Genomic DNA, 18760 nt, shown 5'->3' with positions numbered 1-18760 from the left:
TTGTAAGGAGCAACCGAAACCATGGCGGTTTCCGTAACCCTTCCTGCGCTCGGTGAGAGCGTCACCGAGGGCACTGTCACCCGCTGGCTGAAGGCCGAGGGTGAGCGCGTCGAGGCCGACGAGCCGCTGCTCGAGGTGTCGACCGACAAGGTCGACACCGAGATCCCCTCGCCCGCCGCCGGTGTCCTGGCGTCCATCAAGGTCGCCGAGGACGAGACCGTCGAGGTCGGCGCCGAACTGGCCGTCATCGACGACGGCACCGGCGCGCCCGCTGCCGCCCCGGCCCCGGCCGCCGAGCCGGCCCCTGCTGCCGCTCCCGAGCCGGCTCAGGCCGCCCCGTCCACCGAGCAGGCCGCCCCGGCTCCTGCTCCCACCGCCGAGGCCGCCACCGGCGGCGGCTCCGCCGAGGGCACGGACGTCGTCCTGCCCGCGCTCGGCGAGTCCGTCACCGAGGGCACCGTCACCCGCTGGCTCAAGGAGGTCGGCGACTCCGTCGAGGCCGACGAGCCGCTGCTCGAGGTCTCCACGGACAAGGTCGACACCGAGATCCCGGCGCCCACCTCCGGTGTGCTGCTCGAGATCACGGTCGCCGAGGACGAGACCGCCGAGGTCGGTGCCAAGCTGGCCGTCATCGGCGCCCCGGGCGCGGCTCCGGCCGCTGCTCCGGCCCCCGCCGCTCCGGCTCCCGCGCCCGCCGCCGAGGCTCCTGCCCCGGCTCCGGCGCCCGCCCCCGCGGCTCCGGCTCCGGCTCCGGCTCCGCAGGCGCCCACGGCTCCGGCCCCGCAGCAGCAGGTCACCCCGGCTCCCGAGCCGGCCCCGGCCGCTCCGGCGCCCGCCCCGGCTCCGGTCACCCCGGCCGCCGCGCCCGCCGCCACCTCCGGTGACGACGGCGCCTACGTGACCCCGCTGGTGCGCAAGCTCGCCGCCGAGAACGGCGTCGACCTGGCCACCGTCAAGGGCACCGGCGTCGGCGGCCGCGTCCGCAAGCAGGACGTCATCGCCGCCGCCGAGGCCGCGAAGGCCGCCGCCGCTGCTCCGGCTCCGGCCGCCGCCGCACCGGCCGCCGCCGCGAAGAAGGCCCCCGTCCTGGAGGCCTCTCCGCTGCGTGGCCAGACCGTCAAGATGCCGCGCATCCGCAAGGTCATCGGCGACAACATGGTCAAGGCGCTGCACGAGCAGGCGCAGCTGTCCTCGGTCGTCGAGGTCGACGTCACGCGCCTGATGAAGCTGCGCGCCCGGGCCAAGGACGCGTTCGCGGCCCGTGAGGGCGTCAAGCTCTCCCCGATGCCGTTCTTCGTCAAGGCGGCGGCCCAGGCACTGAAGGCGCACGCGCCGGTCAACGCCCGGATCAACGTGGACGAGGGCACGATCACCTACTTCGACACCGAGAGCATCGGTATCGCGGTGGACTCCGAGAAGGGCCTGATGACCCCGGTCATCAAGCACGCCGGTGACCTCAACATCGCCGGCATCGCCAAGGCCACGGCGGAGCTCGCGGGCAAGGTCCGCGCCAACAAGATCACCCCGGACGAGCTGTCCGGCGCGACCTTCACCATCAGCAACACCGGGTCGCGCGGTGCGCTCTTCGACACGATCATCGTGCCGCCGGGCCAGGTCGCGATCCTCGGTATCGGTGCCACGGTCAAGCGTCCGGCCGTCATCGAGACGGAGGAGGGCACGGTCATCGGTATCCGTGACATGACGTACCTGACCCTCTCCTACGACCACCGTCTGGTGGACGGCGCCGACGCGGCCCGTTACCTGACCGCGGTCAAGGCGATCCTGGAGGCGGGCGAGTTCGAGGTCGAGCTCGGGCTCTGAGGCTCTTCGCCTGTACGGTGCCCCGTCCGGAGTCCTCCGGGCGGGGCACCGCGCTGTCACCGGGGCGTCAGGCTCTTGTCCGACCACCCCACCAGCGACTCCACCCACACATTGGGGACCGCGAGCTTCGGCGCGGGCACCAGGCGCCGCGTCCGGTACGCCTTCAGCACGTCGGACGTGGCGTCCAGGCAGTCCCGCGAGGTGAGCTTCCCGGTCCTCGGCTCGACGCCCACGAGGAAGCCGCGTTCGGCGACGGTACGGATCATCGCCCGCGCCGCCGGCACGTCGCTCGTCGAGGAGGACGTGCAGCGGTAACGGCTGTACGGGTGCTCGGACCTGCCGGGATAGTGCGCGTCCCGGGACATCTCGCTGAGCATGCGCGCGTACGTCCCCTCCGCCTGCCAGGCACCGATGTCGCCGCCCGGCGGGGTGTACAGCTTTCCGCTCGGGTTCTCGATCGCGCCGTACACCCAGCGGTCGGTCCCGGTGATCCGGAAGCCCCAGCCGACGTGGCCGAACTTCTGCGCCCCGTCCGGCTTGACGAAGACACAGGCGCCGCCCTGTCCCCGGGCTGCGCCCGCCATTCCCGTGATCTGTTCCGTGCTCTCTTCCGTGCTCTCTGCCGTGCTCTCTGCCGTGATCGTGCGGCCCGCCTTCGCCTCCGCCCGGGTGGGCGTCTGCTGGCAGCCCGTCACCCCCACCAGCGCGCCGATCACGGCCGCCGCGGCCGTCCAGCGCACTGCTCCACGCCGTCCCCCGATGTTCATGTCGCCCCCACTCGTGCCGAGGGCGCCCCGCGCGGGAGCCCTCTGCCGACGGCGACACCGAAGGAGCCCCCGGGGTTCCCCGTATTGACAGAAGACGTCGAGCTGAGAGCGTGTAAGCCTCGTCTCACCTGCGCGAAAGCGCCCCCGTGCGCCCCTCCCTCATGGGCCCGCGGCCTTATTGTCTAAACGTCAAACGCCCCCGGGGCCGATGGGCGGCCCCTCCCTAAGGAGCCCTCATGACCGCGCCCGTCGTCCACTCGCTGCGCGAGCAGATCCGCGAGCACATCGTGGAGGGGATCGTCAGCGGGCGCTGGAAGCCGGGCGAGCGGATCGTGGAGCGCCGTATCGCCACCGAGCTGGAGGTCAGTCAGACCCCGGTGCGGGAGGCGTTGCGCGAGCTGGAGTCGCTGCGGCTGATCGAGTCGGCGCCGAACAAGGGCGTACGGGTGCGGAACCTGACCGCGGCCGACCTGGAGGAGAGCTACCCGGTCCGGGCCGGTCTGGAGGCGATCGCGGCGGAGCTGGCGGCGGGGCGGCTGGCGCACGACTGCTCGGCCCTGGAGCCGCATGTCGCCGCGCTGTACGAGGCCGACCGCGCGTCGGACGGGACGGCCCAGGTGCGGCACACGGTGGCCTTCCACCGCGAGATGGTCCGGGCGGCGGGCAACTCGGTGCTGCTGCACACCTGGGAGGGCCTGGGCATCGAGGTCTTCACCGCGCTGTCGATCCGCTGGCTGGGAACGGTTCAGCAGTCGTACGCGGAGGAGCACGAGGAGCTGGTGGCCGCGTTCCGTCGCCAGGATCCGCGGATCGCCGAGATCGTGAAGGCTCACGTCCTGGGCTGCGCACCGCAGGCCTGAACCCTGAGCGGTACCGCGCTCAAACGTGTCCCGACCTGCGAAAACCCTTATCAGAAGCGGCACGCCGTGTCTTTCTTGAAGGCACCCCGTGCCTACTTTCTCGTGATCAAGAGGTTTTGCCTCTCAACCCTTTGATCGATCATCGATCAGGGAGTTAGAGTCTCGACGGGCTTCCACCGAGGCCCCAGCCCTGTCCTGCCAAAGACCTAGGGCACCCCCGAACCCTTGCCGATGAGGGAACCCCCTTCGACTGAGGAAGGCGGCGACATGACCGACCCCAACGCCATCCAGCCGAGCGCGCTCGACCAGCTCCCGGACCGGGACCCGGAGGAGACCGCCGAATGGCAGGCCTCACTGGACGCGGTCGCCAAGGCGGCCGGGCCGCACCGCGCGGCGTACCTGATGCGGCGCACGCTGGAGCGGGCCGAGGGCACCGGCATCGCGCTGCCCAAGCTCCTCGAGACCGACTACGTCAACACCATCCCGACCGCCGCCGAGCCGTCCGCGCCCGGTGACGAGGCGATGGAAGCCCGGATCACCGCCTGGAACCGCTGGAACGCGGCGGCGATGGTCAGCCGGGGCAGCAAGTACGGCGTCGGCGGCCACATCGCCACCTTCGCCTCCGCGGCCTGGCTGTACGAGACGGGCTTCAACCACTTCTTCAAGGGCAAGGAATCCGAGGAAGCGCCCGGCTCCGGCGACCAGCTGTACATCCAGGGCCACGCCTCCCCCGGCATCTACGCCCGCGCCTTCCTCGACGGCCGGCTGAACGAGGACCACCTCGACAACTTCCGCCGCGAGTCCGGCGGCAACGGCCTCCCGTCGTATCCGCACCCCCGCCGCCTGCCCTGGCTGTGGGAGTTCCCGACGGTGTCGATGGGCCTCGGCCCGCTCTCCGCGATCTACCAGGCGCGCTTCAACCGCTACCTGACCGCCCGCGGCATCAAGGACGTCTCCCAGTCGCACGTCTGGGCCTTCCTGGGCGACGGCGAGATGGACGAGCCCGAGTCGACGGCGGCCCTCGCACTGGCCTCCCGCGAGGGTCTGGACAACCTGACCTTCGTCATCAACTGCAACCTGCAGCGCCTCGACGGCCCGGTCCGCGCGAACTTCAAGATCGTGCAGGAGCTGGAGGCCCAGTTCCGCGGCGCCGGCTGGAACGTCATCAAGACGCTGTGGGGTTCGGCCTGGGACGAGCTGTTCCAGCTGGACACCACCGGCGCGCTCGTACGCCGCCTGCGCGAGGTACCCGACGCCCAGGTGCAGACGTACCAGACCCGCGACGCCGCCTACATCCGCCAGGACTTCTTCGGCAAGGACCCGGCGCTCGTCGAGATGGCGAAGCTGCTGAGCGACGACAAGATCCTCGAGTGCTTCCACCTCTCCCGCGGTGGCCACGAGGCGCGCAAGGTGTACGCGGCGTACAAGGCGGCCGTGGACTTCAAGGGCGCCCCGACGGTCATCCTGGCCCAGACGGTCAAGGGCCACACCCTCGGTGAGGGCTTCGCGTCGAAGAACGCCAACCACCAGATGAAGAAGCTCTCGGTGGACGAGTTCAAGACGATGCGCGACCTGCTGGAGCTGCCGATCTCGGACAGCCAGTTCGTCGACGGGGTCGTGCCCTACGGCCACCCCGGCGCCGACTCCCCAGAGGTCCGCTACCTCCAGGAGCGCCGCGCGGCCCTCGGCGGCCCGGCCCCGGCCCGCCGTACGCACCCGCTGGCCCCGCTGCCGGCCCCGGCGGAGAAGGCGTTCGCCTCCTTCGACAAGGGCTCCGGCACGCAGAACGTCGCGACCACGATGGCCTTCGTCCGGCTCGTCAAGGACCTGGTCCGCGACAAGGAGTCCGGCAGGCGCTGGGTGCCGATCGTCCCCGACGAGGCGCGCACCTTCGGCATGGAGAGCCTGTTCCCGTCGCTCGGCATCTACTCGCCCAAGGGCCAGACGTACGAGCCGGTCGACCGCGACCAGCTGATGTACTACAAGGAGGCCACGAACGGCCAGATCCTCAACGAGGGGATCACCGAGGCCGGTTCGATGGCCGACTTCATCGCCGCGTCCACCGCGTACGCCACGCACGGCGAAGCGATGATCCCGTTCTACATCTTCTACTCGATGTTCGGCTGGCAGCGCACGGCCGACCAGATGTGGCAGCTCGGCGACCAGCTCGGCCGCGGCTTCCTCGTCGGCGCCACGGCCGGCCGGACGACCCTGACGGGCGAGGGCCTCCAGCACGCCGACGGCCACTCGCCGGTCATCGCGGCGACCAACCCCGCCGCGCTGACGTACGACCCCGCGTTCGCCTACGAGGTCGCGACGATCGTCAAGGACGGTCTGCGCCGGATGTACGGCGAGGCGGCCCCGGGTGAGGACCAGAACGTCTTCTACTACCTGACCGTCTACAACGAGCCGCTGCCGCAGCCCGCGAAACCGTCGGGCCTCGGCATCGACGAGGGCATCGTCAAGGGCCTGTACCGGTTCAGCACGGCGGAGTCGGCGGGGCTGTCCCTGGTCGCCAACGCGCCGCGCATCCAGCTGCTGGGCTCCGGCACGGCGATCCACTGGGCGATCAAGGCGCAGAAGCTGCTCGCCGAGGAGTGGGGCGTGGCCGCCGACGTGTGGTCCGCGACCTCCTGGACCGAGCTGCGCCGTGACGCGCTGGAGGCCGACGCCGCCCTGCTGCAGGGCGAGGAGCGGGTGCCGTACGTCCGTCAGGCGCTGCACGGCGCCGAGGGCCCGGTGCTCGCGGTCTCCGACTACATGCGTCAGGTCCCCGACCAGATCGCGCAGTGGGTCGAGCAGGACTACTCCTCGCTGGGCGCCGACGGCTTCGGCCTCTCGGACACGCGTGACGCGGCCCGCCGCCACTTCGGTGTCGACGCCGAGTCGATCGTCGTCGCCGCCCTGGCCCAGCTCGCGAAGCGCGGCGAGGTCAAGGCGACCGCGGTGAAGGAAGCGCGGGCGAAGTACGGCCTGTAGGACCTGTAGGACCTGCGGTCCGATGACAGCGATGAAGGGGTACGGCTGCCGCCGTGCCCCTTCGTTGTCAGTGGCGCCCGGCATCATGGCCGTATGCGTGCTGCCCGTCTGATCAAAATGGTGCTGCTGCTCCAGTCCCGGCCGTCCATGACCGCCGCCGAGCTGGCGCGGGAGCTGGAGGTGTCCGAGCGGACCGTCACCCGCGACGCGCAGGCACTGTCGGAGGCGGGGGTGCCGGTGTACGCGGACCGGGGGCGGGCCGGCGGCTACCGGCTGATCGGCGGGTACCGCACCCGGCTGACCGGCCTGGCCCGCGGCGAGGCCGAGGCGCTGTTCCTGTCCGGGGTGCCGGGGGCGCTGCGGGAGATGGGCCTTCAGGACGCGGCCTCGGCGGCCCGGCTGAAGGTGTCGGCGGCCCTGCTGCCGTCGTTGAGCGACGCCTCCCGGACCGCCGCGCAGCGCTTCCACCTGGACGCGCCGAACTGGTTCAAGGAGCCGAAGACCCCCGAACTGCTGCCGGCCGTCGCGGACGCGGTGTGGGACGACCGGCGGATCACCGCGCGCTATCGCGGCCGGGAAGCGGAGCGCTCGCAGGACGTCGTGCGCGAGCTGGAGCCGTACGGGCTCGTCCTCAAGGCGGGCGTCTGGTACCTGTGCGCGCGGGTGGCGGGGCAGAGCGACTCCTACCGGGTGTACCGGATCGACCGGTTCGCCGTGGTGACGGTCGGCGAGGAGCGGTTCGACCGGGACGAGGAGTTCGATCTGCCGGGCTTCTGGGACGAGCGGGCCGAGCAGTTCGCCCGGTCGCTGCTGCGGGCGGAGGTGGTGGTGCGGCTGTCCGGGGACGGGGTGCGAAGACTGCCGTACACCGTCGATCCCCTGTCGGCCCGGGAGGCGCTGGCAGCGGCCGGTGCCCCGGACGGCGAAGGGCGGGTGACGGTGACCCTGCCGGTGGAGTCCGAGGAGGTCGCGCACACCCAGCTCGCGGCGCTCGGGCCGGAGGCGGAGGTGCTGGCACCGGAGAGCCTGCGGGCGCGTTTCGCCGGCGACGCGGCCAGACTGGCCGCGCTGTACGGGACATAACAATCCGCCCCACTCCACGTGCGTCCCACCTCTTCAGGGCCGATGCTGGACCCGTGATGGACGAGACGGAGTTCTGGGAGCTGGTGGACGCCACCCGCGAGGCCGCCGAGGGCGACCCGGAGGAGCAGGCGGACCTGCTCGTGGACCGTCTTCTCCAGCTCGACCCGGACATGGTCCTCGACTTCGCCCGTCACTTCGAGGCCCGCTACAACCGCGCCTACACCTGGGACCTGTGGGGCGCCGCCTGGGTCCTGCTGGACGGCGCGAGCGACGACGCCTTCGACTTCTTCCGGTGCTGGCTGATCGGCCAGGGCCGCGAGGTGTACGAGGGCGCGGTGCACCACCCCGACTCGCTCGCCGACCTCCTGGACGACTTCGACGAGGAGATCGACGGCGACGGCGAGGAACTCGGCTACGCGGCGGACGAGGCCTACGAGCAGCTCACCGGCACCGTCGCCCCCGACCTGGGCATCGCGCCCGCCCCCTCCGAGCCGGAGGGCACACCGCTCGACTTCGAGGACGAGTCGGTGCTGGCCGGGCGGTATCCGAAGCTGTGGGAGCGGTTCAGAGGCTGACCCCGGCCGACGCCCTGAACGGCGACCGCGCGCCCGGAACCCGCTCGCCCTCAGCGCTGGACGGACCGTCAGAAATCCCGCCGTAGGGGCGTGTTCCCCTTTTCTGGTGCTCTGGAGGTAGGGTAGGGCAATCCACCGGGGCAGCCAGGTGGCAAGCCGTACCCGGGCAGTGTGCCACCTGGCAGTCTGCTCACCGGCAACCTGCCAGGTGGCAACCACCCTGGAACACTCCGTCACCCTCGGAAGGTGGGACTACGAGGAGATGGCTTCGAAGGATCCCGCCGTGGAGCGGCGCCGGGTGCGGCTGGCCCTGCGCACGTTCCGCAACGAGGCGGGACTGAACCAACCGGACGTGGCGCAGGCCCTGTCCTGGTCACCGTCCAAGGTGATCCGCATCGAAGGCGGCTCGGTCGGTGTGTCCGTGACCGATCTGCGTGCCCTGCTCGATCTCTACGGCATTACGGAGTCCGATGTCCGGCAACAGCTCGAGGAGGCCGCCCGTGAGAGCCGGAAGCCTCCGTGGTGGAGCCCCTACCGGGACGTGGTGGACCCCCAGTTCGCCATATACCTCGGCTTCGAGAGCGTGGCCGCCGAGTTGTACGCCTACGACCCCACGTTCGTCCCGGGACTGCTCCAGACCGAGGCCTACACGCGCGCGCTGCTCAACAGCCGGCACTCTGCCGAGAGGGGCGACGCGATCGTGGCGCTGCGCGCGGAGCGCCAGGACCGGCTGCTGCGCGAGGCATCGGAGCCTCGACTGAACTTCCTGGTCGACGAGGCCGCGCTGAGGCGCTGGATCGGTGGACCGGCCGTGATGCGCGAGCAGTTGCGGCACCTGAAGTCCGTCGCGGAACTCGGCCACGTCGACCTGGGCGTCGTCCCCTTCGCCCTCGGTCTGCATCCGGTGCTGCGCAACGGCTCGATCGCCCTGACGTTCAAGGACGACAGCGACGTTCTCTTCGTGGAAGGTCCGAACGGCGCGCTGACGACCCGCGACGACCAGGACAGTGTCGTCGGCTACCTGACGAAGTTCGACAAGTCCCGCACCGATGCCCTCTCGGGCAGCGCTGCGGTCCGCTTCATCGACGAGGTGCTGGCCCAGTACCCGCACGGCCCTGCGACCGCGTCGAACGCCCTGCGGGACGCCCCGTCCTAGCAGGAGCTTCGCCCCCCGCACCGGCGACACGTCGGACCGAGACCGGGAGAGGCCCGTGAAGGGTGTCTTCACACGGATACGCGACAGGCTGGCACGGAAACGTGCCCGCCCCGACACGCAGGGGTCGTCGACCGATGCCGTCGAGCCGATCGGTGTCACCGAGCCGACCGCCGTCACCGAGCCGAGCGAGATCGGCGCGTCGGATCCTGTCGCGAATCCCCGGCCGACGAACGCGTCGATCGTGTTCGTCGAGGCGCTTCCAGTAGATCGGCCGGCCGAACCGACCGGGCCGCAGACTCCGGCGGAGGTGCTGCCGGACCGGCAACTCACCGTGCTCGACGTGGTGATGTACACACTGCACACGGTCATGCACTCGGACTCGGCTCTGAAGAACTTCCGCAACCTGGTCGTGTCGTTGGCCCTGTTGTTCTGCGGGACGACCGGCTTCGCGGCGGCGCTCTACCTTTTCTTCCACCACTTCGCTCCGGAATCCGCTCCCTCGTTCCCCGTCTTGGCGGCAAGCGTGTTCGGACTCGGCAGCCTCAGCATTCTGGTCGGCACTGTCTGGATGCGAATACATGGGCGTGCCACGGCCGCCGGCCGTGGCACCGCCCCCTCCAGCACCCCTACTCCGGGGACCGAACCCGTCCCTCGGACACCGGACGCAGGCCCAGCCCCAGGCTCGGAAACCGGCGGACGGCAGCCGTAGTTCCGCGATCGAGCAGCAGGCCCGCGACACTCGCAACGATCACGCCGGCCGAGGCCCACACCCATGGGCGCAGCGCGGGAGCCACCGCGAAGGAGAGGAGGACGCCCACCAGCGTGCCGGTTCCTCCGGACACCAGGAAGTAGGCGCCCAGCAACGCGGCCAGCGGCAACAGCGGTCTCGTAACAGGTCCGTGCGCGTGGCCGTTGGAAGCCTGTGGCCCTGTGGAATCCCCCATGTCGTCCCCAGACGGCTGTGTGTGACTCTGGTGGTGATCCGGACGCCGCGTCACTGCTGGGCTCAATCGAACCACAGGCACCCCCCGCCCCTATGCTCCCTCTGTCCCTGTGGCCGAAAACCGCCCATCACAGCGGTCCTTCCAGGGTTCTGGCACATAACGCCCCGAGAAAATCCCTCCAGGCCACGGCCCCCACGGAGATGACATTCCCCTCCGGACGAGTCGACTCACGCACGCGAACCCCCCTGGCCATCAGGGCGACTTCCACGCAATCGACCGGATCGCAGGCACTGCTTTTGCGCCAGTCGAGTACGAGCAGGTCACCATCGCCCACCCCTGACTCCCTCGCCCCACCAGGCCGGTGACCGTGCGGAACAGGGCCGCGCCTCGCCTGGAATCCCCCGTATTTCCCGCTCTTGCCGGCTTCGGCGCACCGTATCGCAGGCGCCGGAAGCCTCGCAGGATGACGGCGGGAGTGGCCAGTGCGCGGCACAACCGGACCGCAGGTCACACACTCCTGCCCCACATTTGTCCTGAAAGGTTAGGCTCTCCGAAGTTGTGCGCCAAGTTGCAAACAAGCCCGATTACCGCGGGTGTCCGAGCCACGGCGTCATCAAGTGGCTGTGGTCCGGCGGCGGTTGGTGTCCGTCGGGAGGTACGCCTGCGTGTTGTCGGCCTTCACCGCGTGGTGCAGCGGTGCCGCGTTGGCCTGGTCCAGGGCGGAGGCGGTGACGGCGGCCGGGCCCAGGACGACGGCGGCGACCGCGCAGACGACGGCCCAGGGGCCGCGGGCGGTCCTGGCCCAACCACCTGTGGTCTCTTTGGTGTTCATACGACTGCTGTTCATGATCCCCACCTCCGGTCAGTGCGTGTCACTGACGCTATGGCGGCTGCCTCGGGGGAGTCGGTGAGGCGGCTGGGAGAAGCCTGTGAGCCGGGGACCGCTACGTCATGCCCTGCAGGCGGGCCGCCAGGTCTCTGATCTCCGGGAGGCGGGCGCTGAGGGCCGCGCCCGGGCAGCTGGTCATGTAGCCGTCGTCGTGGCCGGCCAGGGCGGGGAGGACGGCGGCGGTGCCGGCGGCGTAGCGGCTGTGGCCGTTGCTGGAGACCAGGCGGACCGTCCGCCGGGGGTCGATGCCGGCGAGGCCCAGCTTCCAGGCGGCGAGGTGGGCGATCGCGTCGGTCATCACCTTCGGGACCGGCACTCCGGAGGTGAAGGTGCCAAGGGCGGCGATGCCGGTGGTGCGGTGGTTGAAGCCCTGGGTGTGGGCGCCGGTGACGGGGCGGTCGGTGCCGCCCGCGCGGCCTTCGTAGATGGTGCCGCAGCGGTCGACGAGGAAGTTGTAGCCGATGTCGTCCCAGTGACGGGATTCGGTCATACCCGCGGCGAGGTAGCGGATGATGCGGGGCGCCTCGGCGCAGTCGTAGGCGTTGGGCGAGTCCGTGTGGTGGATGAACACCGCGAGGACCTTGTCGTCGTAGCGCGGCGGCGGCCGGGTGCGGGTGCTGTCCTCCCCCGCCCAGACCGAGCGCGGCACGATGTGCGGTCTGGTCGCGGAGCGGGCCGCGGCGGGGTGGGCCTCGGCCTGCCGGGCACCGGCGGCGGCCGAGCGCTCGACGCCGTTGGCACACAGCACCAGGGCGACAGCCGCGGCGAGGCCGGGCAGACAGCCGAGCAGCACCTGCGCGGCCCTCGGTATGTGCACCGCGCGTGTTTTCCGGGCACCCTTCGGTCTTCGGACACGCATGGTTTCCACTGTCCGACCGATCCGGTCCGCCCGCGATGTGTGCTGTGCCACCCGGTGGAACCATCGTCCCGGTCCGGGACGTTTTTCCAGGTGCACGCACGCGTGGCCGGTTCCGGGCGCCACGCGCGCGTGGCTGATCACTGGGCGCATCCCGTGCGTACTAAGGGTTCCTGGAGAAAGGCGGCTCAGTGGACCTGCTCGACATCCTGCTGTTGCTGGTGATCCTCGCCTACGCGGCCGCCGGCTACCGGCGCGGTCTGGTCGCCGGCTGCGTGTCGCTCGCCGGGTTCGTGGGCGGCGCGGTCATCGGTGTGTGGGCGCTGCCCTGGGTGATGGACCTGGCGTCACCGGGCACGACCGCGGCGACGGTGACCGCGGTGCTGACGGTGCTCGGCCCGGCCGCGGTCGGGCACGAGCTGGCGGGGCGGCTCGCGCTCCGGCTGCGGCGGGAGCTGGGCCGTGCCAGTCTCGGTCCGCTCAGAGTGGCCGACGGGGTCGGCGGCGCCGCGGCCAACTCGGTGGCCGTGCTGATCGTGGCGTGGGTGGCCGCGAGCGTACTCGGCGCGTCCTCGTCGTCGCTGGTCACGACCGCGATCCGGGACTCGGCCCTGCTCGGCGCCGTGCAGAACACCATGCCGGACACCACCCCCGCCTGGTTCTCACGGGCCACGTCCGCGCTCACGGAGGCGGGTTTCCCGCAGGTCTTCAACCCCTTCGAGAACGAGTCGACGGCCGAGGTCGCCAAGCCCACCGGCGACAGCGTCACCGCGAGCGCCACCAACGCCGCCAAGCTCAGCACGGTGAAGATCGAGGGCGTCTCGGGCACCCAGGGCCGCGAGGGCAGCGGGTTCGTGTACGCGCCGCAGCATGTGATGACCAACGCCCACGTGGTGGCCGGCATCGACGACCCGAGCGTGCGGATCGGCGGGGTCGGGCGGTCGTACGAGTCACGCGTGGTGCTCTTCGACCCGGACAAGGACGTGGCCGTGCTGTACGTGCCCGACCTGAGCGCCCCCGTCCTGAGCTTCGACGACACCGCCGCCCGCGGCGACTCGGCCGTGGTCGCGGGCTATCCGCAGGACGGCGACCTGAACCTGCAGGCGGCCACCGTCGCGGGCCGGGTCCAGGCGAACGGGCAGAACATCTACAGCGACGCGACCGTCACCCGCGAGATCTACTCGATCCGCTCGACCGTCCGCCCCGGCAACTCCGGCGGCCCCCTCCTCACCACCGACGGCAAGGTCTTCGGCGTCGTCTTCGCCCGCTCCACCTCCGACGCCGAGACGGGTTACGTCCTGACGGCGGACGAGGTCGCCTCCGACGCCGAACGCGCGGCGGACGCGACGGCGCCGGTGGACACGGGCGAGTTGGTGACGTCCTAGCTGCCCCCGGGGGAGGCCGGCGGGGGCGCCCGAGATGAGTGCAAGCGCTTCCTGGCGGTCTCCCGGCTTGCGTACGCTTCCCCGGGTGAGCGCCAAGCCACCCTCGCTGACCGAGCGCCGCAAGGCGGCGACCCAGCTGGACATCGCGCGTGCCGCCGCCGAGCTCTTCACCGAGCGCGGCCCGGACGGCACGACGGCGGAGGACGTCGCCGAGCGGGCCGGGGTCGCGCTGCGCACCTTCTACCGCTACTTCCGCAACAAGCAGGACGCGGTGGGCCCCCTGCTCGCGGCGGCGGCGACCGCTGGCGAGGGCTGCTCGCGGCGATCGAGCCGGGCGCGGCCGTGCCCGAGGCGCTGGAGCGGGCGATGCGGGATGCGCTCGCCGCCCCGGACGCGCACGCGGCCGACGGTCTCCGGCAGACCCGGGCGCTGCTGCGGGCGGCCGCCGGCGACCCGGCCCTGCGGGCCGTCTGGTACCGGGTGAACCAGGAGTCCGAGGAGCAGCTGCTCCCCGTACTGACGCGGCTGGCGGGCCCGGACGCGGACGAGCTGGGGATCCGCCTGGCCGCCGCCGCGGCCACCGACGCCGTCCGGGTGGCACTGGAGGTGTGGGCCGCCACGGACGCCGGCCTGACGGGACCGGGGTCGCCCGCGGAGCTGGCCGTACGGTGCCTGCGGGAGCTGATGGCCGGGATGCGGCCGTTGACGGAGTGACGGGCCCGGCACTTCCTGGCTCGACGCCCCTCGCGTCGCCCTCGTACGGATCAATGCCCTCGGCCGGGGCACTCCCGGGCGTACCTCTGAGCCATGTCTCGTGCTCTCGGCGCGCTCCGACCCGCCGCCCTGGCCCTGGTCTCCCTGCTCACCCTCACCGCCGCGGCTCCGGCGCCGGACTCCGGCGGCAAGGGCTGGGTGCTCGCCGGTTTCGCCACGGCGGCCGCGGTGGCGGGGGTGCCGCTGTATCTGGTGGCGCGCAGGCGTCGTACGACGGCCTCGGCGGACCAGGTCAGAGACTGCGGCCCATGAGCACGTCGTCGACGTACCGGCCGTCCAGGAAGAACTCCTCGGGCAGCACGCCCTCCACGACGAAGCCCTCGGACTCGTAGAGCCCCCGGGCCGGCGTGTTGTGGCCGAGCACGCGCAGGGTGATGCGGCGCGCCCCCTGCCGCCGGGCCTCGTCCTGCGCGGCCCGCAGCAGCGCCCGGCCGACCCCGGTGCCGCGTGCCTTGTCGGCGACGGCGAGGCCCTGGATCTGGCGGACGTGGGTGTTGCAGGCGAGCGAGGTCGGATAGGCCAGCCGGACGTAGCCGACGAGGCTGCCGCCGAGCTCCGCGACCAGATGGTCCAGCGGGCCGAACCGCTCGTTGAAGAAGGGCTCGTACGGCGGCTGCGGGCGGGGCTGGACGGCGTGCAGCGGGGACCAGGTGTCGCGGTCGAGGCGGCCCAGCGGCTCCTCGTCGTCGGAGGTGGCGTGGCGTATGTACGGAACCGGCATCCGGTCACCCTACGACGGCGGTCCGCGAACCCCGCCGGGGTTTTCCGCGGCGGCTGAGCCAGGATGGTCCTCATGGAACATTCGCGAATCGCGGTGGCCGGCGCGTCCGGTCTCATCGGCGCAGCCCTGGTGCGGTCCCTGGCCGCCGACGGACACGAGGTGGTGCGCCTGGTGCGCCGGGAGCCCAGGACGCCGGACGAGGTGCGCTGGGACCCCGAGCGGAAGTACGTCGACCCGGCCGGGCTCGCCGGGTGCGACGCGGTGGTCAACCTGGCCGGGGCGAACGTGGGGTCGCGCCGCTGGACGGACGCGTACAAGGCGAGGATCCGGGACAGCCGGGTGCTGGGCACGACGGCCCTCGCCGAGGCGGTCGCCTCCCTGGACCGGCCGCCGCGGGTGTTCGTCAACGGCAGCGCGATGGGCATTTACGGCGAGACCGGCGACCGGGCCGTCGACGAGGACGCCCCGCCCGGCGAGGGCTTCCTGCCCGAGCTGTGTGTGGAGTGGGAAGGGGCCGCGGCGCCTGCCCGGGCGGCCGGCGTGCGGACGGTGTTCACCCGGACGGGCCTCGTGGTGTCCCGCGAGGGCGGGGCGTGGGGCAGGCTCTTCCCCCTGTTCAAGGCCGGGCTGGGCGGGCGGATGGGAGACGGGCGGCAGTACTGGTCGTTCGTCTCGCTGCACGACGAGGTGGCCGCGATCCGCCATCTCATCGACACCGACGGCCTGTCGGGGCCGTTCAACATCACCGCCCCGCACCCGCTGACGAACGCCGAGATCACCGCCGCGATGGGGCGCGTGCTGCACCGGCCGACCCTTTTCACGGTGCCCGCGCCGGTGTTGCGGGCGGTGCTCGGCGAGATGGCCGGGGACGTGCTGGGCAGCCAACGGGTGTTGCCGATGCGGCTGTTGGAGTCGGGGTTCACCTTCGCGTTCCCGGAGATCGAGGAGGCGATCCGGGCGGCGAAGTGACCCTTGCGATCGCATGCGACCGTCGTGCGACCGTGCCCTGTCGATGCGCGACTGCCCCGGACCGATCACGGCCCTACTCTCGACCCGAACTCGGGTATCTCCGGAGTCAGTTGGGGGCATGACGTCTCCACCGGCCGCGCAACCTCGAGGAGGGGCACGTGCTTGAGCCCGCGTACCAGGCGGACGTCGTGATCGTGGGAGCCGGGGTCGCCGGGCTGTCCGCGGCGCATCGGCTGACCAGCGCAGGAGTGACGACCGCGGTGCTGGAGGCCGCCCCGTGTGTGGGCGGCCGGATGACGACCGAGAAGGTCGACGGCTTCCGGCTCGACCGCATCGGACAGCTGCTGTCCACGGCGTATCCCGAACTACGGCTGACCCCAGGGCTGGACGCGCTCGTGCTGCGGCCCTTCGCGCCGGGCGTCCTGCTCCACAGCGACGGCCGCCACCACCGGGCCGGCCCGCCCTCGAACGCGGGGGGCGCACGGGGCGCACTCCACGCGGTACGCGCCCTGGCAGGTGCACCCGCCAAAGGGCGTACGGCCCTTAGGCCGGCCTCCGTGCCCAAGGCCGGGGCGACCGCCCCGCTGGGCACCGCCGTCGACCAGGCCCGGCTCGGCGCCGCACTGACCCGGATCGCGAACACTCCCGTCGAGCGCCTGCTGGCCCGTCCCGAACTGCCCGCCGGGCAGGCCCTCGCCGCCCGCGGTGTGCCGGCCCGCACGATCGACGGGTTTCTGCGTCCGCTGCTCGCGGCCCTGCTGTGCGACCCGGAGCTGACCACGTCCAGCCGGTGCGCGGACCTCGCGCTCAGGGCGTTCGCGGCCGGTCGGCTGTGCGTGCCGGAGGGCGGCGCCGAGGTACTGCCGGAGCTGCTCGCGCAGACGCTGCCGCCGGGCACCGTGCACACCGGCGTCCGGGCCACCTCGATCTCCACGACCTCGGTGACGACGGCCGAGCACGGCGAGATCCGCTGCCGCGCCGTCCTGATCGCGACCGACGCCCGGCCCGCCGCCGAGCTGCTGCCCGGCCTGCGGGTGCCGGACTTCCACCCGGTGACGGTGGTCCACCACACGACGGACGAGCCGCCGGCGACGGGCGCGGCCCTGCTGCTCGACGCGGACCGGGGCGGCCCGGTCGCGCACACGGCGGTGATCAGCCGCGTCGACCCGTCCCGCGCCCCCGCGGGCCGCACCCTCGTCTCCTCGACGGTCCTCGGCCCGCCGCCGTCCGACCTGGACACCGCCGTCCGTATGCACCTGTCCCGCCTCTACGGCACCTCCACCCGCCGCTGGGAGACCCTCGCCGTCCACCACACCATCGAGGCGGTCCCCGCGATGCGCCCACCGCACGACCTGCGCCGTCCGGTACGGCTGCTGGCGGGCCTGTACGTGTGCGGCGACCACCGGGACACCAGCACCGTCCAGGGCGCGCTGCACTCGGCCCACCGGGCGTCGGCGGCGATCCTGGCGGACCTGGGGGTGGCGGGCTCGCTGCACGCCGCCGACCCCCTGCCGACGGCCCGGGCCGCCTAGCCGATCGCCGCGACCTTGTCGCGGTACCCCCGCACCGGTGCCGCGTCCTTGTACGGCTCCAGCCTGCGCTCGAAGTCCCGTACGTACTCGACGGCCCGCACCGACCGCATCTCCGCCGCCTGGCCGGCCGCCTCCGCGCCCAGCGCGCAGGCCTGGTCGAGTTCGCCCAGGCCCAGGCGGGCGGAGGCGAGGACGACACGGCAGAACAGACGGCTGCGGGCGTAGGAGGGGGCGCGCAGTTGCAGGGAGCGCTCGGCGTGCTGGGCGGCCGAGCGGAACTGCTGGAGGTCCCGGTGGCAGTGCCCGAACTCGTCGGCGAGCTGCGCCTCGTCGAAGAACCGCGCCCAGTGCGGGACTTCGTCACCGGGCCGGGCCGTCTCCAGGGCCCGCTCGGCCCGTACCAGCGACGCGGTGCAGGCGCGTACCTCGCCGAGCACCCCGTGCCCGCGCGCCTCGACCGCGTGCAGCAGCGCCTGCACGACGGGCGGGGCGTTGGTCCCCACCCCCTGCTGGGCCACCCGCGCGAGCTGCACGGCCTCGCGCCCGTGCCCGAGGTAGACGGCCTGCCGGCTCATCGTGACCAGCACATAGGAGCCGTACGCCCGGTCCCCGGCCGCCTGCGCGAGCCGCAGCGCCTGCACGAAGTAGCGCTGGGCGAGGCCGTGCGCGGCGATGTCGTACGACGTCCAGCCCGCGAGCCTCGTGAGGTCGGCGGCGGCGGCGAAGAGGCGGCGGCCGGTCTGCTCGCCGTAGGTGCCGCGCAGCATCGGCTCGCACTCGTGCTCCAGGTAGCGCACGAGGGCCTGGCGGGCGTGGCCGCCGCCGTACATGTCGTCGAGGGAGCGGAACAGCTCGCCGACCGAGCGGAGGGCGGCGATGTCGCCGCCGGTGACCTTCTGGCCGGGGCCGCGCTCGGCGGCGCCGCGCTGACGCGGCACCCCGGGGCGCCCCTGCGCGGGGACGCGGGCGAGCGGCTCGCCGCGGGCCACCTTGTCGTCGGCCCGTCCGATCAGCCAGTCCCGGCTGGGGACGACCAGGCCGGCCGGGGTGAACGCGATCTTGCGGAGCTCGGCGTGACTGCCGGAGTCCTTGCGCCACAGCCCGCTGATGATGTCGACGGCCTCTTCGGGTGTGGCGGCGAACTCCAGGCCCGCGTAGACGGGAGCGCAGGCGTCGAGTCCGAGGTCCTGGGCGGTGAGCCTGCGGCCGAGGCGGCGGGTGAAGACCTCGGCGATGAGGGCGGGGGTGGTGCCGCGGGGCTGCTGGCCGCGCAGCCACCGGGTCACGGACGTCTTGTCGTATCTCAGGTCCAGCCCGTGTTCGAGTCCGAGCTGGTCCACTCGACGGGCGAGTCCCGCGTTGGAGAACCCCGCTTCTGCGATGAGCGCGGCGAGCTGGCGGTTGGGAGTGCGCTGCGCGGGTCGTTCCGTCATCTGCGGTGCGGTCTCC

General features: G+C 72.2%; 17 protein-coding genes and 1 pseudogene. 12 read left to right on the top strand and 6 right to left on the bottom strand.

Annotated features, from left to right (window positions below; all coding sequences use genetic code 11):
* The first annotated feature begins 21 nt into the window (after nt 1-21).
* On the top strand, nt 22-1821 hold the full coding sequence (gene sucB / locus OG252_RS36325) for a 2-oxoglutarate dehydrogenase, E2 component, dihydrolipoamide succinyltransferase (RefSeq protein WP_329341510.1): 1800 nt from the start codon (nt 22-24) through the stop codon (nt 1819-1821).
* A 56-nt stretch (nt 1822-1877) separates the two neighbouring features.
* Here the strand turns inward: sucB and OG252_RS36320 are convergent, their stop codons facing one another.
* Nucleotides 1878-2588, bottom strand: a complete 711-nt coding sequence (locus tag OG252_RS36320) for a hypothetical protein (protein ID WP_329341508.1) — start codon at nt 2586-2588, stop codon at nt 1878-1880.
* A gap of 236 nt (nt 2589-2824) precedes the next feature.
* Between OG252_RS36320 and OG252_RS36315 the strand changes: the two genes are divergently transcribed.
* The 6 genes from OG252_RS36315 (at nt 2825) to OG252_RS36290 (ending at nt 9950) form a co-directional block, all read left to right on the top strand.
* On the top strand, nt 2825-3448 hold the full coding sequence (locus OG252_RS36315; protein WP_266440705.1) for a GntR family transcriptional regulator: 624 nt from the start codon (nt 2825-2827) through the stop codon (nt 3446-3448).
* Between the two features lie 267 nt (nt 3449-3715).
* Nucleotides 3716-6427: a pyruvate dehydrogenase (acetyl-transferring), homodimeric type gene (aceE, locus tag OG252_RS36310; RefSeq protein WP_329341506.1), complete on the top strand. Its 2712-nt coding sequence runs from the start codon at nt 3716-3718 to the stop codon at nt 6425-6427.
* A 93-nt stretch (nt 6428-6520) separates the two neighbouring features.
* The gene (locus tag OG252_RS36305) at nt 6521-7510 is read left to right on the top strand and encodes a helix-turn-helix transcriptional regulator (protein ID WP_329341504.1); all 990 of its coding nucleotides are present in this window, start codon (nt 6521-6523) and stop codon (nt 7508-7510) included.
* A gap of 56 nt (nt 7511-7566) precedes the next feature.
* Nucleotides 7567-8085 (top strand): DUF4240 domain-containing protein, encoded by a 519-nt coding sequence (locus OG252_RS36300; protein ID WP_329345267.1) that lies wholly within the window; start codon nt 7567-7569, stop codon nt 8083-8085.
* Between the two features lie 262 nt (nt 8086-8347).
* Nucleotides 8348-9241, top strand: coding sequence for a helix-turn-helix domain-containing protein (locus tag OG252_RS36295; RefSeq protein ID WP_266440696.1), 894 nt, complete (start codon nt 8348-8350; stop codon nt 9239-9241).
* Between the two features lie 55 nt (nt 9242-9296).
* Nucleotides 9297-9950 (top strand): hypothetical protein, encoded by a 654-nt coding sequence (locus OG252_RS36290; protein WP_266440693.1) that lies wholly within the window; start codon nt 9297-9299, stop codon nt 9948-9950.
* Between the two features lie 362 nt (nt 9951-10312).
* Here OG252_RS36290 and OG252_RS36285 read toward each other — a convergent pair whose 3' ends face one another.
* From OG252_RS36285 to OG252_RS36275, 3 genes are all read right to left on the bottom strand, one after another.
* Nucleotides 10313-10519, bottom strand: a complete 207-nt coding sequence (locus OG252_RS36285) for a DUF397 domain-containing protein (protein ID WP_266440690.1) — start codon at nt 10517-10519, stop codon at nt 10313-10315.
* A gap of 279 nt (nt 10520-10798) precedes the next feature.
* On the bottom strand, nt 10799-11032 hold the full coding sequence (locus OG252_RS36280) for a hypothetical protein (protein ID WP_329341499.1): 234 nt from the start codon (nt 11030-11032) through the stop codon (nt 10799-10801).
* A gap of 97 nt (nt 11033-11129) precedes the next feature.
* Nucleotides 11130-11933 (bottom strand): peptidoglycan recognition protein family protein, encoded by an 804-nt coding sequence (locus OG252_RS36275; RefSeq protein ID WP_329341497.1) that lies wholly within the window; start codon nt 11931-11933, stop codon nt 11130-11132.
* 188 nt (nt 11934-12121) lie between these two features.
* On the opposite strand from OG252_RS36275, the gene OG252_RS36270 reads away from it, so the two are divergent.
* The 3 genes and pseudogenes from OG252_RS36270 (at nt 12122) to OG252_RS36260 (ending at nt 14341) form a co-directional block, all read left to right on the top strand.
* The gene (locus OG252_RS36270; RefSeq protein ID WP_266440681.1) at nt 12122-13315 is read left to right on the top strand and encodes a MarP family serine protease; all 1194 of its coding nucleotides are present in this window, start codon (nt 12122-12124) and stop codon (nt 13313-13315) included.
* 85 nt (nt 13316-13400) lie between these two features.
* Nucleotides 13401-14029 (top strand): annotated as a pseudogene (locus OG252_RS36265) (TetR family transcriptional regulator).
* A 93-nt stretch (nt 14030-14122) separates the two neighbouring features.
* A complete protein-coding gene (locus OG252_RS36260) occupies nt 14123-14341 on the top strand; it encodes a hypothetical protein (RefSeq protein WP_266440675.1) in 219 nt (72 codons plus the stop codon).
* Here OG252_RS36260 and OG252_RS36255 read toward each other — a convergent pair.
* Nucleotides 14322-14810: a GNAT family N-acetyltransferase gene (locus tag OG252_RS36255; protein WP_266440672.1), complete on the bottom strand. Its 489-nt coding sequence runs from the start codon at nt 14808-14810 to the stop codon at nt 14322-14324. The genes OG252_RS36260 and OG252_RS36255 overlap by 20 nt on opposite strands.
* Nucleotides 14811-14882: 72 nt before the next feature.
* On the opposite strand from OG252_RS36255, the gene OG252_RS36250 reads away from it, so the two are divergent.
* Nucleotides 14883-15779, top strand: coding sequence for a TIGR01777 family oxidoreductase (locus OG252_RS36250; protein WP_329341493.1), 897 nt, complete (start codon nt 14883-14885; stop codon nt 15777-15779).
* A gap of 158 nt (nt 15780-15937) precedes the next feature.
* On the top strand, nt 15938-17311 hold the full coding sequence (locus OG252_RS36245; protein WP_329341491.1) for an NAD(P)/FAD-dependent oxidoreductase: 1374 nt from the start codon (nt 15938-15940) through the stop codon (nt 17309-17311).
* Here the strand turns inward: OG252_RS36245 and OG252_RS36240 are convergent.
* Nucleotides 17308-18744 (bottom strand): regulator, encoded by a 1437-nt coding sequence (locus OG252_RS36240; protein WP_329341489.1) that lies wholly within the window; start codon nt 18742-18744, stop codon nt 17308-17310. The two genes, OG252_RS36245 and OG252_RS36240, sit on opposite strands and share 4 nt — an antisense overlap.
* Nucleotides 18745-18760: the final 16 nt, after the last annotated feature.

This window comes from Streptomyces sp. NBC_01352 (genome assembly GCF_036237295.1).
GTDB lineage: Bacteria > Actinomycetota > Actinomycetes > Streptomycetales > Streptomycetaceae > Streptomyces > Streptomyces plumbiresistens.
Note: the sequence above shows the minus strand (reverse complement) of the source record. Positions and strands in the feature narration are given on the sequence as shown.

Bases quoted from the DNA above. Each gene is read 5' to 3' on its own strand.
- OG252_RS36305 (WP_329341504.1), top strand. From the start codon at position 6,521: ATGCGTGCTGCCCGTCTGATCAAAATGGTGCTGCTGCTCCAGTCCCGG.
- OG252_RS36280 (WP_329341499.1), bottom strand. From the start codon at position 11,032: ATGAACAGCAGTCGTATGAACACCAAAGAGACCACAGGTGGTTGGGCC.
- OG252_RS36255 (WP_266440672.1), bottom strand. From the start codon at position 14,810: ATGCCGGTTCCGTACATACGCCACGCCACCTCCGACGACGAGGAGCCG.
- OG252_RS36315 (WP_266440705.1), top strand. From the start codon at position 2,825: ATGACCGCGCCCGTCGTCCACTCGCTGCGCGAGCAGATCCGCGAGCAC.
- OG252_RS36275 (WP_329341497.1), bottom strand. From the start codon at position 11,933: ATGCGTGTCCGAAGACCGAAGGGTGCCCGGAAAACACGCGCGGTGCAC.
- OG252_RS36250 (WP_329341493.1), top strand. From the start codon at position 14,883: ATGGAACATTCGCGAATCGCGGTGGCCGGCGCGTCCGGTCTCATCGGC.
- OG252_RS36260 (WP_266440675.1), top strand. From the start codon at position 14,123: ATGTCTCGTGCTCTCGGCGCGCTCCGACCCGCCGCCCTGGCCCTGGTC.
- OG252_RS36320 (WP_329341508.1), bottom strand. From the start codon at position 2,588: ATGAACATCGGGGGACGGCGTGGAGCAGTGCGCTGGACGGCCGCGGCG.
- OG252_RS36240 (WP_329341489.1), bottom strand. From the start codon at position 18,744: ATGACGGAACGACCCGCGCAGCGCACTCCCAACCGCCAGCTCGCCGCG.
- OG252_RS36295 (WP_266440696.1), top strand. From the start codon at position 8,348: ATGGCTTCGAAGGATCCCGCCGTGGAGCGGCGCCGGGTGCGGCTGGCC.
- aceE (WP_329341506.1), top strand. From the start codon at position 3,716: ATGACCGACCCCAACGCCATCCAGCCGAGCGCGCTCGACCAGCTCCCG.
- OG252_RS36300 (WP_329345267.1), top strand. From the start codon at position 7,567: ATGGACGAGACGGAGTTCTGGGAGCTGGTGGACGCCACCCGCGAGGCC.
- sucB (WP_329341510.1), top strand. From the start codon at position 22: ATGGCGGTTTCCGTAACCCTTCCTGCGCTCGGTGAGAGCGTCACCGAG.